A 16,290-nucleotide genomic window follows, 5' to 3' on the forward strand; every position below is an offset into this window, starting at 1 on the left:
GCCTCAGCGGGGGAGAACACCTCGGCGGTCACGTCAGCCTGACCCTCGGGTCGAGGAGGCTCTGGGCTATCTCGCAGGCTAGGTTGACCGCGATGAACAGGCCGCCGTAGATGAGCAGTAACGCCTCCACCATCGCGTAGTCCCGCTCGGTGACCGCGCCGGTGACCAGGCGACCGGTGCCGGGCCAGTTGAACAGCGCCTCCACCACGATCGAGCCGGCCATCAGCGAGGCGACCGTCAGCCCCAGCGCGGCGACGAGCGAGGGCAGGGCGTTGCGCAGCACATACCCGATGGAGATCTTCCGTGGTGCCAGGCCCTTCGCGCGGGCGAACGGCACGAACGGCTCCTGGGCTGTCTCGAGCACCGCGGATCGGGTCAACCGGGCCAGGTACGGACTGATCGCCAGTCCGAGCGTCAGCGCCGGCAACACCGTCAGCCGGAGGCTCTGCGCCGGGTCGTCGGCGAAGGGCACGTATCCCTGGGACGGCACTAGGTTCAGCTTCAACGAGAAGAAGAGCATCAACAGGGTGCCCAGGAAGAACGCCGGCACCGCGAGCCCGAACAGGGTCGCCGACGTGATCAGCGAGTCCAGCCGGGAGCCCGGGCGCATTCCGGCGGCCACCCCCGCCGGGATGGCGATCAGCAACGACACCACCAGCCCGGCGCCCGCCAGCTGGAGCGTGGCCGGGATCCGGTCGACGATGATCGTGCTGATCGGCAGTTGGGAACGGAAGGAGACCCCGAAGTCCCCGCGCATCACCCCGGCGAGCCAGTCGCCGTACTGGCCGAGCAGGGGGCGGTCCAGGCCGAACTGCTCGCGCAGCTGGGCCACGACGGTGGGATTGCTGTTCACACCGAGCATCGCGGTGACCGGATCGCCGGGAATCAGCCTGACGTAGACGAACGAGAGCACGGACAGCCCGAAGAGCAGAGGCACCGCGAGCAGGATTCTGCCCAGTGCGTACCGGAGCATCGCCCACCTTCCTTTCCCAGGATCGGTGGTGACCGGCGCTCCCGCCGATCACCACCGATTCAGTCAACCGCCGCGCCGGCACCGGTTCAGCCGACGCTGGCCCGCACCAGGCTGTAGGAGTCGTCGTCCAGCGGCGCGGTGAAGTTCTTCACCCGCTTGCTGACCGCGACCTGGGGCCACTGGTAGCCGACCACCAGCATCGGCACCTCGTCAGCCTGCCACTGCTCCAGTTCCTTGAAGATGGCGGTGGCGTCCGCAGGGGTGCCCGCGCCGAGCGCCTGATCGATCTTGGCGTCCAGCGACTCATCGGCCAGATGGGTGGTCAGCGAGGTGAGCGAACCGCCGGTGTGGAACCAGTTCTGGTAGAGGTCCGCGGCTCCGCTGGCGCCGGCGCCGCCGTGGTACATGGCGAACTTGCCCTTGGCCACGTCGCCCCAGTACGCCGCCGGATCGTACTTCTCCGGGGTCACCTGGATGCCGACGTCCTTCAGGTTCTGCTGCAGCACCTGGACGTGGCAGCCGGCGGCCGGCCAGTTGGACTCGTAGGGCACGGAGACCTTGAACGGGGTGCCGTCATCCACTCCGGCCACACCCTTGGCGGTCCGGGTCCCCCCGGCGCCCTGCACCCAGCCGGCCGCGTCGAGCAGCGCGCCGGCCTTGCTGATCGCATCCGCCCGGCTCGACGTCTGATACGTGGAGATCTCTGTGTAGTTCGGATCCCACGGCCGCAGGATGTTGCCGTACGTGACCCCGCCGGTGCCCGACCAGCAGGCGGTCTGCCGGCCCTCGCGGTCCACGGCGAAGGCCACCGCCTGGCGGACCTTCTTGTCGGAGAACGGGGGCTTGGTCCGGTCCCAGCCCCAGAACAGGGGGGCCAGAGCGTCGGACTGGAGCACCTGCACCGAGCCGCCGCTCTTGAGCCGCTCGGCGTCGGTGTAACCGATGTTGGCGATGTCGCCGGAGCCGCTCTCGATGGCGGCGGCGTGCCCGGACGGGTCCTCCGAGAACGTGTACCGAATCTTGCTGATCTTCGGCGGCGTCGGGTAGTGCGGGTTGACGTCGAAGATCGCGCTGCCCTTCGGGACATAGGACGTGAGTTGCCACGGCCCGGAGGTGGCGGTCGGAAGGGTGAAGTAGTCGGGCTTGGCCTCCACCGCCTTCTTCGAGAGGATCGCCGCGCTGCCCGGCCGGCTGGCCGTCTCCGGGAAGATCCGCGACGGCGCGGAGAGGGTGAACCGCACCGTCTTCTGATCCACCGCCTCGACGCCGGTCAGCGTCGAGAGCAGGCCCTTCATCACCTCGCCGGTCTTCATCCGGTCGAAAGAGAACTTGACGTCCTCGGCGGTCACCGGGGTCCCGTCGCTGAAGGCGGCGTTGCCCTTGAGGGTGAACGTGTAGGTCGTGTTGTCCGGCGAGGACTCCCACTTCTCCGCGAGCGCGCCGACGAGCTTGCCGTTCTCGTCGCGCTCGGTGAGGGTCTCGTACATCATCGCCATCGGGATACGCGAGGCATCGGCGGCGGCGATATTGGGATCGAGCCCTTGGCTCGGCTCGGGTTGCAACATGGTGATCTCGGTGATCGCGGTGCTCGGGGTGCTCGATGCACCGGGTTCCGAGCCGCCACAGCCGGCCAGCGCGGACACGCCGACCAGCACAAAGGCCCCGGTAAGCGCCGTTGTTCGCCGCATCCCGCCTCCTTAGGGTTCCACGTAACTAGCGCAGAGATTAGGGCGCGATCCAAGCCGCGGTCAAGACCCCTGACTTAGGTCATAAGTGTTACATTGACCTCACACGCACGAGAGGACGGTCATGCAACCCACCACCATCTGGGGCGGGATCTTCCCCGCCGCCCTGACAATGTTCGACGCGCACGGCCGGCTCGACGAGGACGCCAGTGCCGCCCACGTGGACTGGTTGATCGGTCAGGGCGCGCACGGCGTGGTCGTCGCCGGGACCAGCGGCGAGTTCATCTCCCTGTCCGGCCGGGAACGGCGCCGGCTCTTCGAGGTCACCGTGAAGGCCGCGGCCGGCCGGGTCCCGGTCATCGCCGGCACCGGCGCGTTCAGCACCACGGAGACGGTCGAGCTGACCCAGGGCGCCGCCGAGGCCGGTGCCTCCGGTGCGATCGTGATCCTGCCGTACTACCAGCGCCCGCACCGCGACGAGGTGCTGGCGCACTTCCGGGCGGTCGGGCGGGCCGCCGAGATCCCGATCATGGTCTACAACAATCCGGCCAACTCGGGGACCGAGCCGCTGACCGCCGCCGACCTCGCCACCCTGTACGTGGAGGGCGCCGCGCAGGCGGTGAAGAGCACGTTCCCGACCGTGCACCAGGTCCACGAGGCAAGAGCAGCCACCGACGAGGGCTTCCGCGTCTTCTACGGCAGCTTCATGGCTCCGCTTGAGGGGATGGCCGGTGGCGCGCACGGCTGGGTGAGCGGGATCCTCAACGTGGCGACCCCGGACGCGGTCGCCCTGTGGGAGGCCGTGCAGCGCGGTGATCTGCCCGCCGCCAGGGCCGCCTGGGCGCGCATCCTGCCGATCAAGTATCTCTACACGCGGCAGCCCCTCGGGCCGGTCAGCGATCTGGCGATCTACCGGGAGATGCTGGCGATGCGGGGCCTGCCGGGCGGGCACAGCCGCGCGCCGCTGCTCCCGCTGACCTCGGACCAGCGCGAGACCCTGGCCCGCCTGCTCGCCGAGAGCTGAGCTGGAACCGGGCTGCCCCGCACGCGGGGCAGCCCGCGAGTCAGCAGGTGGCGCCGGGTCCGCGCAGGGCGCGGCCCGGAGTCGCCCCGGTGAGCACGCCGTCGTCGAGCACCAGCCGGCCGTTCACCGCCACATAGGACATACCCAGCGCGAGTTCCCGAGGGCGTTCGAAGCTGGCGGGCGCGTGCACCGTGGCCGGGTCGAAGACCACCAGGTCCGCCTTCATCCCGTCGCGCACCAGCCCGCGATCCGAGAGGCCGAGCCGCTGCGCCGGGAACGAGGTCATCTTGCGGATGGCCTCGGGCAGCGAGAGCAGCCGCTCCTCGCGGACGAAGTCGCCCAGCACCCGGGCGAAACATCCGTACGCCCGGGGGCTCGGGTACGCCCCGATCAGCACCGCGTCGCTGGCGATCATCCCGAGCGGATGGCAGACGAACTTCCACAGGGTCATCGCCTGCGGGCTGGGCCTGGTGAACGTGGCGCCCGGGTTGGCCGCGGCCAGCACGCACAGCGTCTCGGTGAGGTCACCGCCCCACTCGGTGACCACCTCGGCGAGATTCCAGCCCTCGAACCGCGCGTGGGCCGGATCGTTCAGGTTCCCCAGCCGTACGTCGGCGAAGGGCCGGCTCACCACGTACTGCCGGACCGCCGCGCTGTCCTGCAACTCCGCGCGCAACCGGTCGCGTAGCGCCGGATCGGCGAGCCGTTCCTGGAGCGGGTCCGGTCCATCCGCCTGCAGCCAGCCGGGCAGCAGCCGGACCAGCCGGGTGCCGCCCCACTCGTACGGATACGTATCGAACGTGACGTCGAGCCCGTCCGTACGCGCGCCCTCCACGAGGTCGAGCATGCGCTGGGCGCCGCCGGTGTACGTGGCCCGCATCGAGCGGGAGAAATGGGTTAACTGCACAGGAATGTCGGCCCGCCGGCCGATCTCCAGCGCCTCCAGGAACGGGTCGAGGTAGGTGTCTCCCAACGCGTACCGCACATGGGTGTGGTAGATCCCGCCGAACCTCGCGGCCTCCTTCGCCAGCTCGACCAGTTCGTCGGTGTCCGCGTGGCTGCCCGGCGGATAGTCCAGGCCGGTGGACAAGCCGAGGGCGCCGTCGCGCATCGCGTCCCGGACGATCCCGCGCATCCGGTCCAGCGCGACCTTACCGGCCGGCGCGTCCGACCAGCCGAGCGCGCTGATCCTGGGCGCGGTGTTGCCCACGAAGACCCCGACGTTGACCGAGGCGCCGCCGTCATAGCGGGCCAGCAGGTCGGCTACGGACCGCCAGGAGTAGTCGATCTCCGGGTGGCCGGCGATGCCGGCGTTCATCCGGACGAATCGCAGCAGGTCGGCTGGGTCGTCGAAGGGCGCGTAGGACAGGCCGTCCACTCCCAGGATCTCGGTGGTCACCCCCTGCCGTACCTTCATCTCCAGCGTCGGGTCGACCATCAGCACCAGATCCGAGTGCGAGTGCGCGTCGATGAAGCCCGGGGCGACGACGAGGCCGCGGGCGTCGATCCGGCGCTCGGCGGGCACCTGGGACACGTCGCCGCGCAGCACGTACGCCCGGTCGCCGCGGACCCCGACGGCGGCGTGGAACCCGGGGTTTCCCGACCCGTCCACGACAAGCCCGGAGTGGATGATCAGCTGGTAGGGCTCGCTCATCGGGTGCCCCCTCGGTCGAGCTCGGGTTTGAACGGGTGCTTGACGATCTCCTCGACCCGCAGCCGCGGCCCGAGCCCGGGCGCGTCCGTGACCACCCACTCGCCGTTCTCCACCCGCGGCGGATCCTCGGTATACCGCTCCCAGTACTGCATCTGGGCCGGTGTGATCATCGACTCGGAGATCAGCAGATTCGGCAGGGTGGCCGCGAGCTGCCAGGTCGCCGCGCTCTGCAGCGGCCCGAACGGGTTATGGAACGCGATCGAAAGACCGTGCACCTCCGCGCAGGTGGCGATCTTGCGAGCCGCCGTGATCCCGCCGCAGATCCCGACATCCGGCTGCACCACCGCCACCGCGTGCGCGCCGATGAACGGGGCCGAGGCGAAGTGGTTGCCCCATCGTTCGCCGGCCGCGATCGGGGTGGTCGAACGGCGGCTCACCTCGAGCATCCAGTCCACCCGATCCGCCGGCACCGGCTCCTCGATGAAGGTCAGGTCATAGGGCGCGAGCGCTTCGCAGAGCCGGATCGCGTTGGCCACGTTCAGCCGGCCGTGGCAGTCGAGCATCAGATGGACATCCGGGCCGACCGCCTCCCTGGCCGCCGCGAAATACTCCGCGATCACCTTGAACGTCCAGGTGGGCAGTAACTCGGTCTCGGTCTGCCGGGCCGGGATCAGCGCGGGCCGATCGTGCTTGACGCTGGTCACCTTCTCGTAGAAGCCGGGCAGCGTGGTCTTCACCGCCGTGAAGCCCCGGTCCACCCGGTCCCGGATCTCGGCCGCGAGCTCCTCCGGCGAGCCCCCGGCCTTCGCGTGCGTGTAGACCGGCACCCGATCCCGGAACTTCCCCCCGAGCAACCGGTGGACCGGGACGCCCAGCGCCCGGCCGTTGAGGTCCCAGAGCGCCTGGTCGATCGCGCTGATCCCGATGGTGAGCAGGGTGCCGCCGAGGAACGCGTCCCGGTACATGCGCTCGGCGTGCTGCTCGATCCGGGTGGGGTCACGCCCGATCAGGTATTCGGACAGCTCCTCGATCAGGGCGGCGACCGACCGCGTGCGCCTGCGCATCGCCACCTCGGCCTCCCCCACCACACCTTCATCGGTCTCGATCCGGACGTAGATGGCGTTGTAGAACCCGAAATCGGCGATCCACTGGCGGACACCGGTGACTCGCATGACACCTCCCACAGCTCAGCTCACTGCGACAATGTAACCCAGGTTAGGCCCTAGGTCATACCTCCTGTGTCCTGGGTGGCACGGAAGGCGCTACGCTGTCCCACAGGTGGCCGACTTGGCCGGTCGGCAGCGGCCGATTCTGGAAGGGTGACCGGCGTGACCATGGGGGAGTCAGCACCACAGGGGCAGTGGCGGCACACCCGGGTCCCGCTCGGGAAGCAGATCGCCGACCAGATCCGAGACCTCATCAAGACCGAGGGGTTGATCGACGGCGACCCCCTGCCCTCCGAGTCCGACCTGGCCAACCGGTATGGCGTGAGCCAGCGGGTGGTCCGCGACGCCCTTCGCACGCTGACCAACCAGGGCGTCGTGGAGACCCGCCAGGGCAAGCGGGCCACGGTCAGCGGGCTGCGCCCGGTCGCGGTGGAGGACTACTTCCGGCTCGCCGTGGACGCCCACGAGGAAGCCATCGACGAGCTCCTCGAACTGCGGCTGGCCATCGAGACCAAGGCCGCCGGGCTGGCCGCCACCCGGGCGACGGCCGTCGAGATCGCCGAACTCCGCACGGTCATGGCCCAGCTCAACGACGCGGAGGACGATCTGACCCGCCGGGTCGAGTTGGACATGGCATTCCACAGCGCGATCGCCCGCGCCTCGCGCAACAGGTTCTTCCAGTCGATCCTGGACGCGCTGGCCGAAGCGCTCACCGCCGAGCGGCATCGCGGCGGTCAGCTCACCGAGGCGGCCGGGCTGACCCACGCCGAGACCAACACCCAGCACCAGGCGCTGCTGCTGGCCCTGGAAGCACGTGACGCCCAGCTCGCCGAGCAGTGCATGCGGGCGATACTGGAGCGCGCCCGGCACTACTTCCGGGACCTGGACAGCACAGCGCCGGGTGCCTAACCTCGATTCTGAACTCTGTCCTAAGACAGACTTTGGGGGTCGAGGTGTCAGAGTGGTGGACCGCGCGTGGCGATGGCCGCAACCTCGGGCGTACAGACCTTCCAGGCGGATACCGCCACGCGCCGGTGGAGGTCTGGCAGCTCGACACCGGCGGGGACGTGCGATTCGCCCGTACTGTGCGGGTCCGGGGCGCCGAAGCCTTGCTGGTCCAGGCAGGCGGCACGCTCGCCGCGACCGGCTGGGACGGCAGGCCGATCTGGCGCGCGGACACGCTCGGCGTCACCCGGGTGCTGCACGCCGGGCGGTTCGGCGCGCCCGACGCGTGGCAGGCGCTGATCACCACCGACGAGCGCACCGTGGCTCTGGTCGACCTGGACACCGGTACGCCGGTGTGGACCTGGAGCACGGAGGCGCGGGCCAACCTCGCCGGGCCCGGCGCGTCCAAGGTGTTCGGCTCCCCCGGCGCGCTGCGCTGGGTGTGCTTCCCGACCTACTCGACCCGGGGCCGGTGTGTCGATTTCTCCGATCCTGGCCGGCCGTCCGTGGTGTGGGACGTGGACTACGGGGACGCGTACGACGCCGGGTTCGGGCCCACCGTGGTAGTCGCGGACGTGACCGGGGGCGGCCAGGCCGAGGTGCTGGTGTCCAGTCGCTGCGGCACGGGTTATGCCAGTGCCGACACCGAGGCGCTGGTGCTCGGGCGCGAGGACGGCCGGCTTTACCAGGCGGTGATCGACGCCGGGACCGGTGCGGTGCGGCTCGTCACGCGCTATCGGCCCGATCCCGGCGACTACCCGTGCGCCCGCCCGTACGGGCTCCTGCAAGCCGTGTCGCCGGACGGCGGCCCACGACTCGGCGCCGTCCTGGTGAGCTGCCAGGTCGAGGAGTACCTGGCGGTGACCGGGCACTCCCCCGCGGGACTCCATCGCGCCTGGGGTCACTTCGTGGAGAAGGACTGGCCCGAGGACCATCGTGAGCTGCGCCCGCAGATCACCTCGGTCGCGGACGTTCGCGGGACTGGGCGGCCCGATCTCGTCGTCGGCCTCTGGCAGGACGGTCGGTGGCGCACGCTCGTTCTCGATCTCTCCGCCGGTCTGTCCGGCGGTGACCTGGCGGCCGGGGCGTCGTCCGTGTTGCCGGGACGGTACTTCTGGGGATGCCATGACCTCGATGGCGATGGGCGTCCCGAACTCGTGGTGAGCCGCGAATCCGAGCGCCGGCCAGCGGGCCGTACCGTGCTGGAGATCGTGGACGGCACGACCCTGGAGACGCTGGCCACGCTGGCCGATGCCGCGCTGCTCACCTCGAGCGACTCGGCGCTTCCCGAACACGTCAACTTCCACGCGGACCGGCGGAGCGCGGTCGAGGTGCGGGACGGTTCAGGTTCGCCCGGACTGCTGGTCCGCCGTGACGATGGCATCCATGTGTGGAACGGGCGGACGTCGCGGCGGCTGGCCGGGCCGGAGTACACCCGGGCCGACTGGTACGGCGGGGAGCTCATCCTTTCCACCGCGGACGGCCGGGTCAGCCGGTGCGGTCCCGATCTGTCCCCGGTCGGCGACCCCGTACCGGCCTCGGGGCGGTTCTGCCAGCCTTTGGTGTGGACGCGGGACCACGGCCCCGAGATCGTCACCGACCTGGCCGGCGGGCAGGTCATCGGCGGGACACCAGGGCCCGGAGGATTGGACCGTGAGTGGCGGGTGCCAGGCGCGTTGCCGGCGCTGCACCGCGACGCCGGGGGTACGCACCGGCTAGTCGTGTCCACTGTGGACGGTGACCGCCCAGCGGCGACGGTGCACCGTGAACCGGGTGGCCAGGACGCGACGGCGATCACGATCGCGCTGGCCGCGCCGCCGGCTCTGGCGCTCGTCCCGTTCGGCCTGACCTTCCGGCTGCTCGCCAACCTGCACACCGGCGTGCACACCGCGGCGCTGGCCCTGTACGACGAGCGCGGTGCCCCACTTTGGGCCGATCCTCTGCACGGCGGGCATCCGGCCCGGCCCGGCGTGGTGCCGCTGGGCGGGGACACGTGGCTGATCGCGGCCGACGACCATGGCCGGCTGCGCCTGTACGACGAAACCGGGAAGGTCCGCGCGGAAAACGACTGGACCGCCGCGTACACCACCCCGATCGCGGTGCCGGGCACCGCCGCGCTGCTGCGCGCGGACGGGATCCATGGCCTGGAACTGATCGGCCTCGACGGCGAGACGGTGTGGCGGGTCAACACCGAACTGTGGCGCTACTTCCCGGGCCGCTCCGCGCTGGCCCGCGCGCCGGAGCCGGGACAGTGGCTGCTCGGAGCGGTGTCGCGCGACGGCCGGTTCGCGGCGTTTGACGGGCTCACCGGGGAGGTGCGCTGGCAGCTCGACACCGGACCGGCCATCCCGGAGCGCGCGGTCGCCGCCGGTGACCTGGACGGCGACGGGCGCGACGAGTTCCTGGTCGGCACCCGGGCCGGCCGGCTGCTGTGCCTGCGCGATGGCGAAATCGTCTGGGAACACCAGTTTCCCGCCGCGGTCACCAACCCGGTGCTGGCCGATGTGAACGGTGACGGCCGGGTGGAGATCCTGGTGGCCACCGCGGACGGAATGCTCCGGCTGCTCGGCACGGCCAATGAGTGACGGCCCTCGCGTCTGCAGACGCGAGGGCCGTCGATCCTCCGGGGATGGGGTCGAGCCGACCCCGAGGATCCGGGGGTGGCTAGCGGAGACCGTTGTAGATGGCGCTGATCAGCTCACCGTTGCTGGTGTCACCACTGGTCTCCCAGAAGAAGGCGCCCGCCAGGCCCTGGTTCTTGGCGTAGGTCATCTTCCCGGTGATCGTGCTGGGCGTGTCGTATCCCCACCACTGGCCGTTGCAGAACCCGTACGCGGTGCCGGCGACCGTGCCGTTGGCCGGGCACTTGGTCTTGAGGACCTTGTAGTCCTCGATGCCCGCCTCGTACGTGCCCGGCGCGGCGCCCGTGGCCGAACCGCCCGGCGCGCTCTGGGTCACCCCGGTCCAGCCCCGGCCGTAGAAGCCGATGCCGAGCAGCAGCTTGCTGGACGGGATGCCCTTGGACTTGAGCTTCTGGATCGCCGCGTCGGAGTAGAAACCCGCCTGCGGGATGCCGGTGTAGGACGTCAGCGGCGAGTGCGGAGCGGTCGGGCCCTGCGGAGCGAAGGCGCCGAAGAAGTCGTAGGTCATCGGCATGTAGAAGTCCACATACTGCGCCGCGCCCGCGTAGTCCGCCGCGTCGATCTTGCCGCCGCTGGTGCCGTCGGCGGTGATCGCCGCCGTCACCAGGCTGTTCGCGCCGAACCGGTTGCGGATCGCCTGCATCAGGTTCTTGAAGGAGGCGAAGCCGCTGGTGTCACAGGTCAGGCCGCAGGCGTTCGGGTACTCCCAGTCGATGTCGATGCCGTCGAACACGTCCGCCCAGCGCGGGTCCTCGACCACGTTGTAGCAGGAGTTCGCGAACGCGGTCGGGTTGGCGGCGGCCTGGGTGAAGCCGCCGGAGTAGGTCCAGCCGCCGAAGGAGAAGATCACCTTCAGGCCGGGGTGCATGGCCTTCAGCCGCCGCAGCTGGCCGAAGTTGCCGCGCAGCGCGCCGGTGTCCCAGGTGTCGGCCACGCCGTTCACCGAATCCGCCGCCGAGTAGAACTTGTCGTAGTCGGAGTAGGTGTCGGAGAGCGAGCACTGGCCGCCGCTGACGTTGCCGAAGGCGTACAGGATGTGGGTGAGCTTGGCGGCGGAGCCGCTGGTCTCCAGGTTCTTCACGTGGTAGTTGCGCCCGTAGACGCCCCAGTTGGTGAAGTAGCCGATGACCTTACGCCCGGGCGGCGAGGTCGGCGTGGGACTCGGGCTCGGGCTGGGGCTCGCGGTCGGGCTGGGGCTCGCGGTCGGGCTCGGCGACGGCGAGGGTGACGGGTTCGTGCCGCCGGTGCAGGCCGCTCCGTTCAGGGTGCAGTTCTGTACGGCAGCCAGCCCGCCGGGCGCCCCGATGAAGCCGAACGAGGCCTGCCCGCCCGCCGGAACCGCCCCGTTCCAGCCCTTGTTCACGAAGGTGTAGTGGTTGCCGCTCTTCGTCATGTCGGCGTCCCAGGCCGAGCTGATGGCGGTTCCCGCCGGGACGTCGAACTCGACGCGCCAGCTGGCCAGCGCGGAGTCGCCCGCCCGGACCGTCACCTTCGCCTCGAAGCCGGAGCCCCAGTCGGAGGTGACGGCATAGGTGGCGGTAGCCGGAGTTGCAGCGATAGCCGTCCCGACCCCCAACGGCACCAACAGCGCCGCCGCGGCGATCAAGGACCCGAATGTCATTCGACGCAAGGGTTGCTCCAGGTCAGATAGGGTCAGTCCTTCGTACTAATAGGAAAGTTTCCTATGAGTTGTTCCGGAGCGTATGGTCAATCATGGGGCAGGGTCAATGGGGCGACATCGGGGTTAATGTCCGCTTAACCCTGACCTAAGGCGCGGCCGTCGATCAGTTGAAGACGACCTTGATTTCGATCATGCGGCGCGTGCCGGTGGACAGGTTCGGCGCGGTGTAGCCGACGCTGATGGAGCAGCCGGCGGCGGTGACGCCCGCGGGGCGGACGGTGGCCACGATGTCGACGTCCTCGCGGAGGGCTTTGGCGACGGGCATGAGGGTGCGGCGCAGGAAGTCCTCGTCGAACTGGTTCAGGGACAACAACCGGCGCACGTGTCGATCATCCGAATTGTGCGCCGGTCGTTGTTCTAATCACGGGCGGGCTTGGCTGAAGTGCTGCCCGCCAATATTGCTCCCATGAAGGGAACGACGCGGCGCAGACGCCACGAGAAGGAATATCAACGCGTCACCGGGTGACGCGGTTTCGGGTACTGAGGTCTAGTCGCGGGGTTTCAGGGCGGTGGGAATGGAGTCGATGATGGTGGTGTCCTGGGTTTTCTCCCGGGCGTCGGTGGGGCAGGTGGCTTCGCGGCCGGGTGCGTCGACGCAGGGGAGCAGGACTGGCCGGGCCGGGCCGGCTGGGATGCCGGGCAGGCCGACGTCGACCATCGCGCCGCCTGCCTCCGCGTAGGTGGCGCACGTGGTGGCCACGGCACGCCGGAAGTAGATCTGACCTCGCATGAGGTAGCACTCCTCCTATGTGGGAAGAAATTCCGGAATTTCGTATCCCGACGCCATTACCGCCGAGACACTTCCAATCCAGACATCGCCACGAAAGAGTGCAGTCGAACTCTAATGCACGTTAATAAATCCCAAGGTCATTCATTTCGCCTATTTAATTAGATGTCGGAAATTTCCGATTTGTGGAGGAGCCAGACGGCGCCCAGAGGGGGTACCCGGAGGTGGGTGGAGCAGGGCAAACCGTGATGGGGGTCGTCGGTGGCGATGACCTCGCCGAGGTTACCGATGCCGCTGCCGGCGTATTCGTACGCGTCGGTGTTGAGCACCTCCTCCCAGCGCCCTTCCCGCGGCAGCCCGAGGTGATAGTCCTCGTGCGGGCCGCCGGAGAAGTTGGCCACGCAGGCCAGAACCGAGCCGTCGGAGCCGTACCTGAGGAAGGAGAAAACGTTCCCCGGCGCGTCGTCCGCGTCGATCCAGCGGAATCCGTCGGGGGTGAAATCCTGCGAGAAGAGGGCGGGCGTCGACGCGTACACCCGGTTCAGGTCCTTGACCAGGCGTTGCACGCCCTGATGGAAGTCGAAATCCAGGACCCACCAGTCGAGCCCCTTCGACTCCGACCATTCCGAGCCCTGGCCGAACTCGCCGCCCATGAACAGCAGCTGCTTGCCCGGATGCGCCCACATGAACGCGTACAGGCCGCGCAGATTCGCGAAGCGCTGCCATTCGTCGCCGGGCATCTTGGCCAGCAGCGAACCCTTCAGATGCACCACCTCGTCGTGCGAGAGCGGCAGCACGAAATTCTCCGAGTAGGCGTACATCAAGGAGAAGGTCAGCTGGTGATGGTGATACTGCCGGAACACCGGCTCGTGCTTCATGTACGCCAGGGCGTCGTGCATCCACCCCATGTTCCATTTGAAGCCGAACCCGAGCCCGCCCAGGTGCACCGGCCGCGACACCCCGGGCCAGGCGGTGGATTCCTCCGCGATCGTCACGATCCCGGGGGCCTCCCGGTAGGCGAGCGTGTTCATCTCCTTGAGGAACTCGATCGCGTCCAGGTTCTCCCTGCCGCCGTAGATGTTGGGCGTCCACTCGCCGTCCCGGCGCGAGTAGTCCAGGTAGAGCATCGAGGCCACCGCGTCCACCCGCAGCCCGTCGACATGGAACTCGCGCAGCCAGTAGACCGCGTTGGCGACCAGGAAGTTGCGCACCTCGCGGCGGCCGAAGTCGAACACGTAGGTGCCCCAGTCGGGGTGCTCGCCGCGTTCTGGGTCGGCGTGCTCGTAGAGCGGGGTGCCGTCGAAGCGGGCCAGCGCCCACTCGTCCATCGGGAAGTGCGCGGGCACCCAGTCGACGATCACGCCGATCCCGGCCTGGTGCAGGGTGTCGACGAGGAACCGGAAGTCGTCGGGGCCGCCGAACCTGGACGTCGGCGCGTAGTAGGACGTCACCTGGTAGCCCCAGGAGCCGCCGAACGGGTGCTCGGCGACGGGCAGGAACTCGACGTGGGTGAACCCCATGTCCGTGACGTACGCGGTGAGTTGCTCGGCCAGTTCCCGATAGGAGAGCCCGGGCCGCCACGACCCGAGATGCACCTCGTAGGTGCTCATCGGCGCGGCCAGCGCGTCCCGCGCCGAACGCTCGGCCAGCCACTCCTCGTCGTTCCAGACATATTCGGATTTGTCGACTACGGAGGCGGTCTGCGGGGGGACCTCGGTGCGCCGGGCCATCGGGTCGGCCTTGCTCCGCCATACCCCGTCCACGCCGAGGATCTCGAACTTGTACCGTGAGCCCGCCTCGACTCCGGGGATGAACAGCTCCCAGACCCCCGACCGGCCCAGCGACCGCATCGGGTGGCCTCCCCCGTTCCAGTGGTTGAACTCGCCGATGACCCGCACGCCCAGCGCGTTGGGGGCCCAGACCGCGAAAGCCGTACCCACCTCGCCGTCGTGGTCGAGCACCCGCGCACCGAGCACCTCCCAGAGCCGCTCGTGCCGCCCCTCCCCGATCAGGTGCAGGTCCACCTCCCCGAGCGTGGGCCAGTGCCGGTACGGATCCCCCGCCTCATACGGCTCCTCGCCCGAATAGGCGACCCTGATCTGATACGCCGGGATCTTATCCAGCCCCGGCAAAACCACCTCGAACACCCCGAACGCCACATGCCGCAGCGCATACGCCGCCCCGTCGACCAGCGCCTCGACCTTCTCCGCGAACGGCCGCAACACCCGGATGACGACCCCGTCCGCGGTCAGATGACCGCCCAGGATCGCATGCGGATCGTGATGCGCCCCTCCGGCCAGCCGGTCCAAATCCCTACGCGTCTGGTCATCCACGCTGCCTCACTCCTTGCCTCACCCGCCGCCCTCCTACCCTGCCCCAGAACCTCCCCCACACCCACCCCCCGCGCCCGAAAGATTCTTTTCACCACACCGGAACGCCTGCGTGAATCCGGCTACAGTGACCGACATTTGATCATTCAGGAGGACACGTCCCGTGACCAAATACCGTTACGCGGTTCTCGGCCTGCTCCTCGCGGGCGGCTACTGCGCGCTGAAGGGCGCGATCTTGGCCCGCTACTACTTCACCTGGCACGAGACCGCCACGTGGACACTTGACGTAGACCCCCTCGACTCGGCTCTCGTCACCTTCATCTGGGCCACGGGGGCGAGCCTGCTGATCGCCTGGGCGCTCTGGCAGGTCGCGCGCGGCCCGGCCAGGACCGTGCCGAAGCTCGCCACGCCATTGCGCAGCGGAGGCAACGACGGCCTGCGCCGCGCGCTCTACTGGCTGGCCGGAATACAGCTGGCGTTCATCATCATGGATGACACACCACTGTCGATCACCGGCATATTAGAGATCATCGTGGCCGCGATTGTCGTGATCCTCTTCCATCGCGTGCTCACGCGCACATCCGCAATGCTCCGGTGGACCGCGACGATCTTCGGGGCGATCGGAATCGTGGGCAAGGTCACGTCTTTCTCCATCTTTTTCGGCAGCCTCGCCCCGGTAGAGCTGGCCATGATCCAGGTCGCCGTCTACCTCGGGCCCGCAATCTGGCTAATCATGATCTTGATCGCCCAGCACAGGGACGGCCGCTGGACCTGGACCGCACTGTGGCCTGGCTGGCTGTCACTGATCGCGGCCAACCTCCTGACGCTGATACTGATCGGTCCTGACGTCCTCTACCGGGAGGTGATCGCGTCGGGTCTGGCCCTCCAGTTGCTGGCCGTGCTATCCGACACGAACGTATTCGCTCCGCTCTGGGCCGTACGGTCGGCGCATCAGTTAGCCGACGGGGAGGCAACAGGAGCGGAGCCGTACCAGGACGGACCTGAAGAAGGTGTGGTCGCCGACGGGAACGACGCGGGTGGTCTCGGCTTCGAGGGCGGCGACGCCGCCATCGATAAGGAGCGCCTCGGAGACGGTGCCCCGGTGGTGCGGGGTGCCGGCGAGGAGTAGGCGGGCGCCGGGGCGGCTGGGGGCAATCTTGTACCGCGAGCCCGCCTCGACTCCGGGGATGAACAGCTCCCAGACCCCCGAGCGACCGCATCGGATGGCCCCCGTTCCAGTGGTTGAACTCGCCGATGACCCGCACGCCCAGCGCGTTGGGGGCCCAGACCGCGAAAGCCGTACCCGCCTTCGAGTACCCGCGCGTCGAGCACCTCCCAGAGCCGCTCATGCCCTGCCCCAGAACCTCCCCCGCACCCACCCACCCCCGCGCCCGAAAGATTCACTTCGCTCCTCCTGAAGCCTCGCGTGAGTCCCGATAATGAGGGCGACATTTGATCATTCA

12 protein-coding genes and 1 pseudogene are annotated in these 16,290 nt (G+C 69.0%); 4 read left to right on the forward strand and 9 right to left on the reverse strand.

The window, feature by feature from the left end; genetic code table 11:
- Positions 1–28 precede the first annotated feature (28 nt).
- Positions 29–973, reverse strand: coding sequence for an ABC transporter permease (locus tag Amac_RS46010; RefSeq protein WP_155360763.1), 945 nt, complete (start codon positions 971–973; stop codon positions 29–31).
- Positions 974–1,059: 86 nt separating this feature from the next.
- Positions 1,060–2,661 (reverse strand): ABC transporter substrate-binding protein, encoded by a 1,602-nt coding sequence (locus tag Amac_RS46015; protein ID WP_155360764.1) that lies wholly within the window; start codon positions 2,659–2,661, stop codon positions 1,060–1,062.
- A gap of 121 nt (positions 2,662–2,782) precedes the next feature.
- Between Amac_RS46015 and Amac_RS46020 the strand changes: the two genes are divergently transcribed.
- A complete protein-coding gene (locus Amac_RS46020) occupies positions 2,783–3,682 on the forward strand; it encodes a dihydrodipicolinate synthase family protein (protein WP_155360765.1) in 900 nt (299 codons plus the stop codon).
- 40 nt (positions 3,683–3,722) lie between these two features.
- Here Amac_RS46020 and Amac_RS46025 read toward each other — a convergent pair whose 3' ends face one another.
- Positions 3,723–5,336: an N-acyl-D-amino-acid deacylase family protein gene (locus Amac_RS46025; RefSeq protein WP_155360766.1), complete on the reverse strand. Its 1,614-nt coding sequence runs from the start codon at positions 5,334–5,336 to the stop codon at positions 3,723–3,725.
- Positions 5,333–6,508: a mandelate racemase/muconate lactonizing enzyme family protein gene (locus tag Amac_RS46030; protein WP_155360767.1), complete on the reverse strand. Its 1,176-nt coding sequence runs from the start codon at positions 6,506–6,508 to the stop codon at positions 5,333–5,335. The genes Amac_RS46025 and Amac_RS46030 overlap by 4 nt, the downstream gene beginning before the upstream one ends.
- 147 nt (positions 6,509–6,655) lie before the next feature.
- On the opposite strand from Amac_RS46030, the gene Amac_RS46035 reads away from it, so the two are divergent.
- Both Amac_RS46035 and Amac_RS46040 read left to right on the forward strand, forming a co-directional pair.
- The gene (locus Amac_RS46035; RefSeq protein WP_155360768.1) at positions 6,656–7,411 is read left to right on the forward strand and encodes a FadR/GntR family transcriptional regulator; all 756 of its coding nucleotides are present in this window, start codon (positions 6,656–6,658) and stop codon (positions 7,409–7,411) included.
- Between the two features lie 44 nt (positions 7,412–7,455).
- A complete protein-coding gene (locus Amac_RS46040; RefSeq protein WP_155360769.1) occupies positions 7,456–10,032 on the forward strand; it encodes an outer membrane protein assembly factor BamB family protein in 2,577 nt (858 codons plus the stop codon).
- Positions 10,033–10,111: 79 nt separating this feature from the next.
- Here the strand turns inward: Amac_RS46040 and Amac_RS46045 are convergent, their stop codons facing one another.
- From Amac_RS46045 to glgB, 4 genes are all read right to left on the reverse strand, one after another.
- Entirely contained in the window at positions 10,112–11,710 is a 1,599-nt protein-coding gene (locus Amac_RS46045) for a glycosyl hydrolase family 18 protein (protein ID WP_218041684.1), read from the reverse strand.
- 163 nt (positions 11,711–11,873) lie between these two features.
- Positions 11,874–12,092, reverse strand: a complete 219-nt coding sequence (locus Amac_RS46050; protein ID WP_155360771.1) for a hypothetical protein — start codon at positions 12,090–12,092, stop codon at positions 11,874–11,876.
- Positions 12,093–12,257: 165 nt separating this feature from the next.
- Complete coding sequence (locus Amac_RS46055; protein WP_155360772.1) at positions 12,258–12,500, reverse strand: hypothetical protein; 243 nt, start codon at positions 12,498–12,500, stop codon at positions 12,258–12,260.
- Between the two features lie 158 nt (positions 12,501–12,658).
- Positions 12,659–14,830, reverse strand: coding sequence for a 1,4-alpha-glucan branching protein GlgB (gene glgB / locus Amac_RS46060; protein ID WP_155360773.1), 2,172 nt, complete (start codon positions 14,828–14,830; stop codon positions 12,659–12,661).
- Positions 14,831–14,990: 160 nt separating this feature from the next.
- On the opposite strand from glgB, the gene Amac_RS54570 reads away from it, so the two are divergent.
- Positions 14,991–15,956, forward strand: coding sequence for a hypothetical protein (locus Amac_RS54570; protein ID WP_174900307.1), 966 nt, complete (start codon positions 14,991–14,993; stop codon positions 15,954–15,956).
- 27 nt (positions 15,957–15,983) lie between these two features.
- On the opposite strand, the pseudogene Amac_RS54575 reads toward Amac_RS54570, so the two are convergent.
- Positions 15,984–16,159, reverse strand: a pseudogene (locus tag Amac_RS54575) (hypothetical protein); the annotation flags it as partial.
- Positions 16,160–16,290 lie beyond the last annotated feature (131 nt).

The organism is Acrocarpospora macrocephala, assembly GCF_009687865.1.
Lineage (GTDB): Bacteria > Actinomycetota > Actinomycetes > Streptosporangiales > Streptosporangiaceae > Acrocarpospora > Acrocarpospora macrocephala.

Excerpts from the sequence above, each read along its gene's own strand:
- Amac_RS46010 (WP_155360763.1), bottom strand. The coding sequence starts at position 973 with ATGCTCCGGTACGCACTGGGCAGAATCCTGCTCGCGGTGCCTCTGCTC.
- Amac_RS46015 (WP_155360764.1), bottom strand. The coding sequence starts at position 2,661 with ATGCGGCGAACAACGGCGCTTACCGGGGCCTTTGTGCTGGTCGGCGTG.
- Amac_RS46020 (WP_155360765.1), top strand. The coding sequence starts at position 2,783 with ATGCAACCCACCACCATCTGGGGCGGGATCTTCCCCGCCGCCCTGACA.
- Amac_RS46025 (WP_155360766.1), bottom strand. The coding sequence starts at position 5,336 with ATGAGCGAGCCCTACCAGCTGATCATCCACTCCGGGCTTGTCGTGGAC.
- Amac_RS46030 (WP_155360767.1), bottom strand. The coding sequence starts at position 6,508 with ATGCGAGTCACCGGTGTCCGCCAGTGGATCGCCGATTTCGGGTTCTAC.
- Amac_RS46045 (WP_218041684.1), bottom strand. The coding sequence starts at position 11,710 with ATGACATTCGGGTCCTTGATCGCCGCGGCGGCGCTGTTGGTGCCGTTG.
- Amac_RS46055 (WP_155360772.1), bottom strand. The coding sequence starts at position 12,500 with ATGCGAGGTCAGATCTACTTCCGGCGTGCCGTGGCCACCACGTGCGCC.